Here is a 12,349-nt window from a genome sequence, read left to right as displayed (position 1 = left end):
AAGACTGTAAGGGTGCTGACACCCACTTCAACGTACCGGTTGCAAATCACGACCCAGCAGGACCTGCATCGCGCGGCGGAACTGGTCCCCTACATCAAGCGTCTGGGGGCGGGGTGGGTGTACCTCTCGCCCATCCTGCGGGCCACGAGCGGCTCGGACCACGGGTACGACGTCGTGGATCCCACCGAGGTGGATCCCGAACGCGGGGGATCGGAGGGGCTGAAGGCATTGTCCGATGCCGCGCACGAGGCCGGACTGGGCGTCGTCGTGGACATCGTGCCCAACCACCAGGGCGTGGCCGCCCCGCAGGAGAACCCGTGGTGGTGGTCGCTGCTCGAGAAGGGGCAGGACAGCCCCTACGCGGACGCGTTCGACGTGGACTGGCAGGCCGGCGGCGGCAAGATCTTGATCCCGGTGCTCGGCGACGGTGACGAGGACCTCTCCGCGCTCACCGTCCAGGACGGGACGCTGCGCTACTACGACAACGTCTACCCCCTGGCCGAGGGCACGTACCGCGAGGGCGACGATCCCGCCGAGGTGCACGGGCGGCAGCACTACGAACTGATCAACTGGCGCCGCGGTGACTCCGAGCTGAACTACCGCCGGTTCTTCACCGTGGCCACGCTCGCCGGGGTGCGGGTCGAGGACGCCCGTGTCTTCGAGGAGTCCCACGCGGAGGTCGCGCGCTGGTTCCGCGAGGGACTCGTGGACGGGCTGCGCATCGACCACCCGGACGGGGTGCGGGACCCGCAGGACTACCTCGGGAAGCTGGCCGGGCTCACGGACGGCGCGTGGACCGTCGTCGAGAAGATCCTGGAACCGGGGGAGTACCTGCCCGAACAGTGGCGCACGGCCGGGACCACGGGCTACGACTCGTTGGGCTGGATCGACCGGGTGCTCACGGACGCGCGCGGGCACTACGAGCTCGCCTCATTGGACACCAAGCTGCGCGGTGGTCAGCCCGTGCGCTGGGACCCGCTGATCCACGAGACCAAGCGCCGGATGGCGGACGCTGGCCTGGCCGCGGAGGTGCACCGCCTGGTGCGCGAACTGCCGGCCGACTTCCCGCACGGGGCCGCGGCGTCGTACGACGGTCTCGCCGAGATCCTCGCCAACTTCCCGGTGTACCGCACGTACCTGCCCGAGGGTGCGCAGTACCTGCGCGACGCGGTCGCCGCCGCGCGGCGGTGGCGCCCCGAGCTCGCGGACGTGCTCGACGACCTCGCGCGTGAACTCGGCGGGGACGTGAACGGCACCCTGAGCGGAGTGGCGCAGCGTTTCCAGCAGACCTCGGGCATGGTCATGGCCAAGGGCGTGGAAGACACCGCGTTCTACCGATACCCCAAGCTCTCCTCCCTCACCGAGGTGGGCGGTGACCCCTCGGTCTTCTCGCTCACGCCCGAGCAGTTCCACGCGGAGGCGGCGCGGCGGCAGCGTGAATCGCCCGCGACCATGAACGCACTGACCACCCACGACACCAAGCGCTCGGCATCGGTGCGTGCGCGGATCACGGTGCTCTCGGAGCAGCCCAGGGCCTGGTCCGAGACCGTGGCCACGCTCGTCAACCGCGCCAAGGACGCGCAGATCGAGCTGGCGGACGGACCCGCCGTGAACCTCGTCCTGCAGGCCGTGGTGGGTGCGTGGCCGCTCGAGCGCGATCGTGCCGTGGACTACGCGATGAAGGCCGTGCGCGAGGCGTCCGTGTCCACCGCGTGGGTGGACGGGGATGAGCACTTCGAGGCGGAGCTGACCCGGTTCATCGACTTCCTCTTCAGCAACCCGCGCGCCCGCGGCATCGTGGAGGGGTGCGTGGAGCGCGTGAGCGCACCGGGGTTCAGCAACGCCCTGGCGGCCACCGCGCTGCAGCTGACCCTGCCGGGCGTCCCGGACGTCTACCAGGGGCAGGAGTTGTGGGAACCGTCGCTCGTGGACCCCGACAACCGTCGGCCCGTGGACTTCGCGGCGCGCGAGCAGATGTTGGCACGGCTCGACGCCGCTCGGCCGGGTTCCGCGGACGCCACCCCGCCCGTGGACGGCACGGGGGCGGCGCGCATGCTGTTGACCTCGCGCGCCCTGCGGCTGCGCGCCGAGCACCCCGAGCTGTTCACGGAGTACATACCGCTGGAGTTCCGGGGCGCGCTCGCCGAGCACGCCCTGGGCTTCGACCGCGGCGGCGTGGCCACCGTGGTCACCCGCTTCCCCGCGACCCTCGCCCCCGAGGGCGGCTTCACGGACGAGACCGTGGTCCTCGCGCCGGGGACGTGGCAGGACGTCCTCACGCACCGCGAGTACACCACGGACCAGGACGGCGCCGTGCGCCTGGCCGACCTCCTCTTCACCTACCCCGTGGCGATCCTGCGCCGGAAGGACGGCTGAGACATGACCCAGGACCATCGTTTCGACGTGTGGGCACCCCACGCCCGCAAGGTCACCGTCCGCATCGACGGTGTGGACCACCCCATGCAGGGCCTGGCCGATCGCCCCGGCTGGTGGACGCTGCCCGACGACGCCGACGTCCCCCGGGGCACCGTGCGCTACGGCTACCTGCTGACCAAGGTCTTCGACGAGGGCACGGACAAAGAACGCACTTCGGTGTCCGAGGTGCTTCCAGACCCGCGCTCACGCCGCCAGCCGCAAGGTGTGCACGATTTGTCCTGCACGTTCGACCCGGACGCCTTCGAATGGCACGACGCCGCGTGGCGGCCGCGTCCGCTGCGGGACTCGGTGCTCTACGAACTGCACCCCGGGACGTTCACCCCGGAGGGCACGCTCGACGCGGCCATCGGCAAGTTGGACCACCTCGTGGACCTCGGCGTGGACGCCGTGGAACTGTTGCCCGTCAACGGGTTCAACGGGGACCACAACTGGGGCTACGACGGTGTGGCCTGGTACACCGTGGACGAGTCCTACGGCGGCCCCGAGGCCTACCAGCGGTTCGTGGACGCGTGCCACACCAAGGGCATCGCCGTGATCCAGGACGTGGTCTACAACCACCTGGGACCCAGTGGGAACTACCTGCCGCTGTTCGCGGAGTACTTCAAGCCCGGGGCCTCCAGCTGGGGCGATCTGATCAACCTGGACGGGTGGGGTTCGGACGGGGTGCGCGAGTACATCCTGGACAACATCACCATGTGGCTGCGCGACTACCACGTGGACGGGTTCCGCCTGGACGCCGTGCACGCGCTCGCCGATTCCCGCGCCACGCACATCCTGGAGGAGATCGCCCAGCGCATCGCCGCGGAGTCCGAGCGCACGGGCAAGGAGCTCGTGGCCATCGCGGAATCCGACCTCAACGACCCCCGCATGATCGCGGGTACGGACGGGCACGGTCTGGGCATGGACGCGCAGTGGCTCGACGACGTCCACCACGCCGCGCACGTGGCGTTCACCGGGGAGACCCACGGGTACTACGGGGACTTCGCGTCCCTGCACGCCCTGGAGAAGACCATGCACACGGCGTACTTCCACAACGGGACGTACTCCACGTTCCGGGGCCGCTCGCACGGCCGGGAGATCGATCCTGCCGAGCAGCGGCCGTGGCAGTTCGTGACGTTCCTGCAGAACCACGACCAGGTGGGCAACCGCGCGGCCGGGGACCGGATGAACCACGGCATGACCGTGGACCGGGCGATCGCGGCCGCCACGTGGCTGCTCACCCAGCCCTACACGCCCATGCTGTTCATGGGCGAGGAGTTCGGGGCCAGCACGCCGTGGCAGTTCTTCACGGCCCACCCCGAACCCGAGCTGGGGGAGGCCGTGGCCACGGGCCGCAAGGCGGAGTTCGCCGCGATGGCCTGGGATCACGCGACCGTCCCGGATCCCCAGGACCCGCAGACGTTCGAACGTTCCAAGCTCGTCTGGGGCGAGGTGCACGAGGGTGAGCACCAGCGCATCCTGGACGCCTACCGGGAGCTGATCGCGCTGCGCCACGACACCCCGGAGCTCACCGATCAGAACTGGGCCACCGTGGCCACCCAGGCGAGCGACTCCGAGCAGTGGTTCGTGCTCAAGCGGATGAGCGAGCCGGAGTCCGAACACGGCGTGGTCGTGGCCGTGAACCTCTCGGACTCCGAACGCGAGCTGCCGCTCATGGGCGGTGACGCCCCGCGGGTGCTCTTCGCGAGTGGCACGGACCCTGACATTACGGCGACGCCGGGCGCGGTGCGGCTCGCGCCGGAGACGGCGGTGGTGCTGCGCGTGTAGCTATGCGTGTGGCGTCGTTCTGCGCGGCGTCGGTGTGTGCGGCGGGATTCCATGGGGGCCGCGCGGGCCCCGCCGCGGCGTCGTCGTGCGGGCTGCGGTACCGGGCCCGGGACGTGACCGTTACCTGCTTCGAGTCAGCCCCGCCCGCGAGGTGGCACACTGAACCCCATGCTGACTTTTGGTGAGAACACCGTGTGGACCGCGGCCGAGGACCGCTATGAGACCATGCCGTACCGGCGGGTGGGCAACTCCGGGCTGAAGCTGCCCGCGCTGTCTCTGGGGTTGTGGCATAACTTCGGCGATGACACCCCGCTCGCGACCATGCGGGCCACGCTGCGCCGGGCGTTCGACCTGGGGATCACGCACTTCGACCTGGCCAACAATTACGGCCCGCCCGCGGGCTCCGCGGAGCTGAACTTCGGGCGCATCCTACGGGAGGACTTCGCCCGGTACCGCCAGGAACTCGTGATCTCCACGAAGGCCGGGTGGCAGATGTGGCCCGGCCCGTACGGCGGTGTGGGCGGTTCACGCAAGTACCTGCTTGATTCCATCGACCAGTCGCTCGAACGCATGGGCCTGGACCGCGTGGACATCTTCTACCACCACCGCCCGGACCCGGACACTCCCCTCGAGGAGACCATGGGTGCCCTGCACCATATCGTGCGTTCGGGCCGCGCGAGCTACGTGGGGATCTCGTCCTACAGCGCGGACCTCACGCTCGCCGCGCAGGGGATCATGCGGGAGCTGGGCACTCCGCTGCTCATCCACCAGCCCTCGTACTCCATGCTCAACCGCTGGATCGAGCAGCCGGACGAGCACGCGGACGGGAAGAACCTGCTGGGCGCGCTCACGGAAGCGGGCATGGGCTCTATCAGCTTCTCCCCGCTGGCCCAGGGCATGCTCACCGACAAGTACCTGAACGGTGTACCCGAGCACTCCCGCGCGGCCGCTGGGAAGTCACTCAACCCGGACTGGTTGAGCGAGAACACCCTGGATCAGATTCGGGAACTGAACGCGATGGCCCGGGACCGCGGGCAGACGTTGGCCCAGATGGCGATCGCGTGGGTGTTGCGTCCGCAGGCGGAGGGACAGGTCACGACGGCGCTCGTGGGCGCGTCCTCGCCCGAGCAGATCACCGATTCCGCCCGCGCCGTGCAGAACCTGGACTTCTCCGACGACGAACTGCAGCGGATCGACGAGCTGGTCTCGGACGCGGACATCAACATCTGGGGGGCGGCCACCGCGTCCAAGCACGTATGACCGCCGCGCAGTACGCCGCGCTGCTGGGACTGTGGATCGCGGGGATCATCTCCCCGGGTCCGGACGTCCTGGTGATTCTGCGCAATGCGTTCCTCACCACACGTGGCAAGGCCATGCTCACGGCGGCGGGGGTGATGGTCGGCAACCTCATGTGGATCACGCTCTCGCTCACGGGCGTGACGCTGGTGATCAACAGCAATCATGTGCTCAAACTTGTGATCCAGATCGCCGGTGCCCTGTTCCTGGCGCGCATGGGCTACGGATCCCTGCGCGCCGGGCTGGCCGCGCGCGCGCTGAATCGCGGTGGAACGGGTCACGCGGAGACCTCGGATCCCGAGGCACGAGCGGGCCTCGCCGCGCGGGTCTGCACCGACGGGCAGGACGGCCCCGGCGGTTCGGCCGGATTCAGCGGACCAGTGGACCCCGACGTCGCCGCGAGCCCCGCCGCATCCGCGGGCACGATCGGGGGTCCCGCGTTCTCGAAGGCCGGAGGTCTGCTCGGGACCCGCAACCTCACATCGGGCAAGGCCCTGCTCCAGGGGACGATCACCAACCTGGCCAATGCCAAGGCGATCGTCTTCTTCATCGCCCTGTTCGCGACCGTGGTTCCCGCGGACATCCTGTGGTGGGAGGGACTGATCGCCCTGGCGCTGCTCATGGCCGTGGGCTTGGCGTGGTTCCTGGCCGTCGCGTGGTTCGGTTCCGTCCCCGCCTTGGCGCGGCGGTTCCAAACACGCTCAGCCGAGGTCGAGATTGTGGCCGGGGTCGTGTTCTTGCTGGTCGCGGTGTTGTTGCTCGTGGAGGTCGTCCTGGCCGGGTGACCGTGCAGCGTGAGGGCGGCAGCGGCGTCGTCGTCACGGTGGTGCCCGGGCGAGGCACGTCCGAGCGCGTGGCTAGACTGTGGAGTCGGTTGCGTGCGGCGTGGCACGGCGGGATGCGGTGCCCACGCACGAACGCGCGAGGTGCGCGTGGCCGTCATCACCCGAGCTGAGGAGAACCGTGTCCGAAAATCCCATCCGAGTGGCCATTGCCGGTGTGGGCAACTGCGCCACATCGCTCATCCAGGGCGTCCACTTCTACCGGGACGCAGACCCCTCCGAGACCGTGCCCGGGCTCATGCACGTGCGCTTCGGTGACTACCACGTGGGAGACGTGCAGTTCGTGGCCGCGTTCGACGTGGACACCGCCAAGGTGGGCTTGGACCTCTCCCAGGCGATCCTGGCCTCCGAGAACAACACCATGGAGATCGCAAAGGTCCCCCACCTGGACGTGAACGTGCAGCGCGGACCCACCCTGGACGGGCTGGGCCAGTACTACCGCGAGACCATCACGGAATCGGACGCCGAGCCCGTGGACGTCGCGCAGGTGCTGCGCGAGCGCGAGGTGGACGTGCTCGTCTCCTACCTCCCGGTGGGTTCCGAGGAGGCCGACCGCTACTACGCGCAGGCCGCGATCGACGCCGGTGTGGCGTTCGTCAATGCCCTGCCCGTGTTCATTGCCGGGACCGACGAGTGGGCGCAGAAGTTCACGGACGCCGGCGTGCCGATCGTGGGCGACGACATCAAGTCCCAAGTGGGCGCGACCATCACCCACCGCGTGCTGGCCAAGCTGCTCGAGGACCGCGGCTACGTCCTGGACCGCACGTACCAGCTCAACGTGGGCGGGAACATGGACTTCAAGAACATGCTCGAGCGCTCGCGGCTCGAGTCCAAGAAGATCTCCAAGACCCAGGCCGTGACGTCCAACGTGCCGCACGAGATGCGGGCCAAGGACGTGCACATCGGACCCTCGGACTACGTGGGGTGGCTTGACGACCGCAAGTTCGCCTTCGTCCGCCTCGAGGGCCACGGCTTCGGCAACGCCCCGATCTCGCTCGAGTACAAGCTCGAGGTGTGGGACTCGCCCAACTCCGCCGGTGTGATCATCGACGCGATCCGCGCTGCGAAGATTGGCCTGGACCGCGGCATCGGGGGACCGCTGACCTCGGCGTCCTCCTACTTCATGAAGTCCCCGCCCGAGCAGTTCGACGACGACACCGCCCGCGAGAACGTGGAGAAGTTCATCCGCGGCGAGGTCGAGCGCTGATCGTCCCGTAGCTCCGCACGACGACGCCGCGAGGGCCGCCCGGCACGTACCGGGCGGCCCTCGGTCGCGTCCGGGGGCGCGCGTCCTGCCGCTGGCCCGGGCCCGCGGGTGCGGCGGCCCGGGTCCCTGGGGGCGGGCGTACGGCCCGGCCCTCGCGCGGTTCAGCGGAAGACCGCCGAGCCCTCGGCGGACGCGCGCGCCAGGTCCGCGACCGCCCGGACCCGCCGGGGCATGGCCACACCCCGCGGCCAGGCCAGCACCACCGATTCCCGTTCGCTCCCCGGGGACACCGGGCGGCACACCACGGGTAGTCCCTCCCGACTCAGCTCCGCCCCCACGCCCAGGAACGTACCCCGCCGCTCTGGACACCTCCCACCCGCACGTCGTGGTGTGTTCCACGTACGGGGACGGCGAACTGCCCACGTCCGCGCGGGCCTTCGCGACGGCAGTGGCCGAAGGAGCCGCGGATCTGAGCGGCGTGCGCTACGCGGCGTTCGGCCTTGGGGACCGCACGTACGGGGAGACGTTCGCGCGCGGCGTCGTCGTGCTGGACGAGACCCTCGCGGCAGCGGGCGCGTCCCGGTTCGGGGACGCGGGTCGGCACGACGCCGCCGAGGGCCGACCGCCCGCGCGGCAGGCGTGCGACTGGTTGGACGGGATCGCCGAACTCAGCCGCGTTCCTGCCCCGCGAGCCCCGCACGGGAAATGATGTAGTCCACCACGGGGTCGTAGAGGTGCGGGGGGACGTTGTCGTCCAGCGGGACCACGACCTCCACCTGCCCCTGGGCCTCAGCGACGAAGATCCCGGGGTCGTTGCAGTCACCCATCGCGATGGTGGACAGCCCCGCCCGCGAGCCCGCGTACCCGGCCATCCCGTGATCGGCGATCACGAGGTCCGGCGCCTCGCGGCCCTGGTCCCGCAGGTGATCGAGGACCAGCTGCATGGGCTCGGGGAAGTGGGTGTGGCGCAGGCCGCCGTACTGCTCGACCATCACGACGTCCTCGATCTGGCGGACGTCCCCGTCCTCGAACGGCAGGGCCTCGTCGAAGCGCAGCACGCGCGCCCCGGACTTGCGGGCCACCCGCGCGAGCCGGGCGTACACGGGCGCGAGGCCGGAGGGATGACCGGTCGCGAACAACAACCGCTTGCGGCCCTGCACCGCGCGGCTGAACAGCTCGGCGTAGCGGTCGAGTCCGGCCACGCACAGCTGCGCGGAAATGAAGTCCTGGCCCTCGGCGTACTCGGGGTCGTCGTTGATCCCCACGCGGTCACGCATGAGCTCGAAGACGGAGTCGAAATCCCAGTCCCTGGTGCGCTCGACCCCCATGTGCTGGTGCTGGTCCCCGTCCAGGAAACCCTGGATGTTGCGGAGGTTGGCTTCACGGGGGGTCGCGACGGCCCCGGTGATCCGGGAGCGGTCCAGGTAACGGGCAAGGGAATCACGGCTCAGGTACGCGGTGGTCACACGGGAAAGTTTAGGCGTCGTGCTCGCGCGCCGCACAGGCGAGGTAGGCCGCAGCGTGCTGCGCGGCGACGTCGTCCCACGTCAGCTCGCGCGCTCGCAGCCGAGCGGCGTGTGACATTGCTCGCCACGCGCCCGGGTCCCGGGCCGCGCGGTACAGTGCGTCCGCCCAGCTCGCGGGCTCGCGGTCCGGGACGAGCCGGCCGGTCTCACCGTCGCGCACGGCGTAGCGCAGTCCGTCCACGTCCGTGGCCAGGACGGGCGTCCCGCACGCCTGGGCCTCGACCGCCACGAGCCCGAACGTTTCCGACGACGACGCCACGGCCACCGCGTCCACCCGGCCCATGAGTCGGGCGAGGTCCTCGCGGGGCAGAGAGCCGCGGAAGTCGACGGCGCTCGCCACGCCCCCCGCGTCCGCCAGCTCGCGCAGGTGGGCCAGGAAGCCGGGGGAGCCCACACCGGCCAGGATCAAGCGAACGGGAACGTCGGGGTGACTGCGGTGCAACTCTCCGAGCGCGCGGACCAGGATCTGCTGTCCCTTGAGGGGTTGCATGCGTCCCGCGGACAGGACGGTGAAGGGCCCGTTCCGTAACTCGTCCCGTTCGTCCGGGACCGGCGGGTGGAAGACCTCGGGGTCCACCCCGGGCGGGATCACGACCACGCTCGCCGGATCCGCGCCGTACAGCTCCACGACCTGCCGCTGTTCCGCGGGGGTGTTCACCACGGTGCGGCAGGCGTGGGCGATCAGTTCTCGTTCGGCGGCCTCCCGCTCGGCCGGTTCGGGGGACTCGTCCGATCCGGCGCGCAGGTTCTTGGCGGCGGCGGAGGTGTGCAGGGTCAGGACGAGGGGAGCCCGGAGGAAGCTGGCCACGTGGAGCCCGGCCACGCCGGAGAGCCAGTAGTGGGCGTGCACGACGGGCGCGGCGTCGTCGGCGTAATGCTGTGCGAGGGCCTCGCCGAAGGCACGAGCGAACCGGGGCAGGCCCTCCTTGGGGACCTCTGCGGCGCCCGCGAGCGCCACGGTGAGCAGCCGCACGCCCGGGGCGAGGTCCGTCGTGCGGATGCCGGGGGAATGGGACGGATCGCGATCGAGGGTGGCCATGTCCACGGCCCAGCCCGCGTGGGCGAGCGCGTGGGCTAGGTGCCACACGTACACGTTCATGCCACCGGCGTCCCCGGTCCCGGGCTGGTCCACGGGGGACGTGTGCATGCTCAGCAGCAGGACACGGGGCCGATCGGGAGAGGACACGCGACCAGCCTACTGGGGCGGCGTACCGCGACCGCCCGCCCGGGAACGAGTGCGCGTGACTCGGGCGGGGCCGGGCGCGCCGGCGGCGCAGGGCACAATGGAATGGTGAGTGCGATGACAGACCGACAGCCCCGGCAACCCAGCGAACGCAGCGCGGTGGTGGACCTCTCCGCCGTGCAGCACAACGTGCGGCGCCTCGCGGAACTCGCCCGGGGGCGCACGCTGATCGCCGTGGTCAAGGCAGATGCGTACGGCCACGGGGCGGTTCCGGTGGCGCGCGCGGTGCTCGCCGCCGGCGCCCATATGCTCGGCACGGCGCACGCGTCCGAGGCGGTGGCCCTGCGCGACGCGGGCATCACCGCCCCCGTGCTCGCGTGGCTGCACACCCCTGCCACGGACTTCGAACAGGCGCTGCGACGCGACGTCCGCCTGGGTATCAACGGGTGGGAGCTCGACGCCGTTCTGGCCGCCGCCCGCGACACGGGCACCCCGGCCACGGTGCACCTGAAACTCGATTCCGGGCTCGGCCGTAACGGTGCCACGGTGGAGGAGTGGCCCGGGTTCGTCGAGCGCGTGGTGGCCGCTCAGAACGCCGGTCTGCTGAGCGTGGAAGGGATCTTCACGCACCTCGCCGTCGCGGACGAACCGCAGCGCGAGGCCGAGACCGTTGCGCAATTGCACGCACTCAGCGATGCGGTGCGGATCGCGCGCGACGCGGGCCTGGACCCCACCCTGATCCACGCGGCCAACACCCCCGGATTATTCGGGGCACAGGACATGGCGGATCCCGATCTCATGCTCCGCGACGCCGTGCGGGTGGGGCTGGGCCTGTATGGGCTGAGCCCGTTCGCGGATCGCACCCCCGAGGACTTCGGCCTGCGCCCGGCCATGACCCTGCGGGCCCGTGTGGCCAACGTCAAAGCCGTTCCCGCGGGCCACGGGGTCTCGTACGGTTTCGCGTACCGTACCACCGGGCCCACGCACCTTGCGCTGATCCCGCTGGGCTACGCCGACGGCGTTCCCCGGGTAGCCACGGGCCCCCCCGTGCGGATCGGGGACCGGGTGTACCCCGTGGTGGGGCGGATCGCGATGGACCAGTGCGTCGTGGACCTGTCACGGGGCGGGGAGCCCGCGGCGTCGTCGTCCGGATCGGAACCGCCCGGAGTGGACTCGTCCGCGGCGGAACCGCCCGTGCGCGTGGGGGACGAGGCCGTGCTGTTCGGGGCAGGGGAGGACCCGTCCGCCACGCGGTGGGCGGATGCCGCGGGGACGATCAACTACGAGATCGTCACGAGGATCTCGCCGCGCGTACCCCGGGAGTACGTGAACGCTCCCGATGCCGACGGCCTCGGAACAGCCGGGAGCGCGGCGGACGGTGCCGCCTGGACCGTGACTCGGCATCCCGACACCGCTCATGACACCCGGGTGCTCGCCGAGCGGGTGGCCGAGCACCTGCGGGCCGGGGACCTGGTCATGCTCAACGGTGACCTCGGCGCCGGGAAGACCACGTTCACCCAGGGGCTCGGCCGGGGCCTCGGCGTGCGCGACGGGATCATATCCCCCACGTTCGTGTTGAGCCGCGTGCACCCCAACGATCCGGACGGGCCCCGCCCGGGCGGACCCGATCTCGTGCACGTGGACGCCTATCGCTTGGACTCCGCGGCGGACGTGGACGACATCGACCTCGAGGACACCGTGGACACGTGCGTGACCGTCGTGGAGTGGGGGACCGGCAAGGTGGAACACCTCAGCGATTCCCGGTTGGTGATCGACATCGTCCGGGCGCGGGGTACGCAGGACGGGCCCGGTTCGGCGGATCCGGTGTCGGACGCGACGGGTGCGGAGTCCACCGTGGGGACCACGGACGGTGAGGACCCCGCGGATCTCCGTGGGGCGGTGCTCTCCGGCGGATCAGGTTCCGACGGAGAGGGCCATTCCCCCTCCGCGGCGGACGTGATCCGCGCCCTCAACGACGAGTGGAAATCCGCGGAGCAACTCAGCGATGAACCGCGCGCGGTGATCGTGCGCGGCTACGGACCCCGTTGGGCGGACCCCCTCCAGTTGTGACCTCGCCACGTAGTGCCGGGGC

General features: G+C 70.6%; 10 protein-coding genes. 7 read left to right on the top strand and 3 right to left on the bottom strand.

The genetic code is table 11. The features are described 5' to 3' along the window. Window positions 1–12: 12 nt before the first annotated feature. The 5 genes from treY to RF646_RS01160 all read left to right on the top strand — a co-directional run bounded on the left by treY (window position 13) and on the right by RF646_RS01160 (window position 7,548). A complete protein-coding gene (gene treY, locus RF646_RS01180; protein ID WP_368835002.1) occupies window positions 13–2,376 on the top strand; it encodes a malto-oligosyltrehalose synthase in 2,364 nt (787 codons plus the stop codon). Window positions 2,377–2,379: 3 nt separating this feature from the next. Continuing rightward, the gene (gene treZ, locus RF646_RS01175; RefSeq protein ID WP_368835001.1) at window positions 2,380–4,203 is read left to right on the top strand and encodes a malto-oligosyltrehalose trehalohydrolase; all 1,824 of its coding nucleotides are present in this window, start codon (window positions 2,380–2,382) and stop codon (window positions 4,201–4,203) included. A gap of 168 nt (window positions 4,204–4,371) precedes the next feature. Continuing rightward, window positions 4,372–5,463 (top strand): L-glyceraldehyde 3-phosphate reductase, encoded by a 1,092-nt coding sequence (mgrA, locus tag RF646_RS01170; RefSeq protein WP_085106421.1) that lies wholly within the window; start codon window positions 4,372–4,374, stop codon window positions 5,461–5,463. Beyond that, window positions 5,460–6,284: a LysE family translocator gene (locus RF646_RS01165; protein ID WP_368835000.1), complete on the top strand. Its 825-nt coding sequence runs from the start codon at window positions 5,460–5,462 to the stop codon at window positions 6,282–6,284. Before mgrA ends, RF646_RS01165 begins: the two co-directional genes overlap by 4 nt. Window positions 6,285–6,462: 178 nt before the next feature. Next, on the top strand, window positions 6,463–7,548 hold the full coding sequence (locus RF646_RS01160) for an inositol-3-phosphate synthase (protein WP_368834999.1): 1,086 nt from the start codon (window positions 6,463–6,465) through the stop codon (window positions 7,546–7,548). A 161-nt stretch (window positions 7,549–7,709) separates the two neighbouring features. On the opposite strand, the gene RF646_RS01155 is transcribed toward RF646_RS01160, so the two are convergent. Beyond that, window positions 7,710–7,886 (bottom strand): hypothetical protein, encoded by a 177-nt coding sequence (locus RF646_RS01155; protein WP_368834998.1) that lies wholly within the window; start codon window positions 7,884–7,886, stop codon window positions 7,710–7,712. Here RF646_RS01155 and RF646_RS01150 point away from each other — a divergent pair. Further along, window positions 7,814–8,257, top strand: coding sequence for a flavodoxin domain-containing protein (locus RF646_RS01150; protein ID WP_368835174.1), 444 nt, complete (start codon window positions 7,814–7,816; stop codon window positions 8,255–8,257). The genes RF646_RS01155 and RF646_RS01150 overlap by 73 nt on opposite strands. On the opposite strand, the gene RF646_RS01145 is transcribed toward RF646_RS01150, so the two are convergent. Continuing rightward, window positions 8,217–9,014, bottom strand: a complete 798-nt coding sequence (locus tag RF646_RS01145) for a phosphatase (protein WP_144998345.1) — start codon at window positions 9,012–9,014, stop codon at window positions 8,217–8,219. The two genes, RF646_RS01150 and RF646_RS01145, sit on opposite strands and share 41 nt — an antisense overlap. Before the next feature lie 10 nt (window positions 9,015–9,024). Then, window positions 9,025–10,260 (bottom strand): glycosyltransferase, encoded by a 1,236-nt coding sequence (locus RF646_RS01140; protein WP_260849339.1) that lies wholly within the window; start codon window positions 10,258–10,260, stop codon window positions 9,025–9,027. A gap of 114 nt (window positions 10,261–10,374) precedes the next feature. Between RF646_RS01140 and alr the strand changes: the two genes are divergently transcribed. Further along, window positions 10,375–12,327, top strand: a complete 1,953-nt coding sequence (gene alr, locus RF646_RS01135; protein ID WP_368834997.1) for an alanine racemase — start codon at window positions 10,375–10,377, stop codon at window positions 12,325–12,327. The last annotated feature ends 22 nt before the right edge of the window (window positions 12,328–12,349 follow it).

It is taken from the genome of Kocuria sp. CPCC 205261 (assembly GCF_040981025.1).
Lineage (GTDB): Bacteria > Actinomycetota > Actinomycetes > Actinomycetales > Micrococcaceae > Kocuria > Kocuria marina.
Note: the sequence above shows the minus strand (reverse complement) of the source record. Positions and strands in the feature narration are given on the sequence as shown.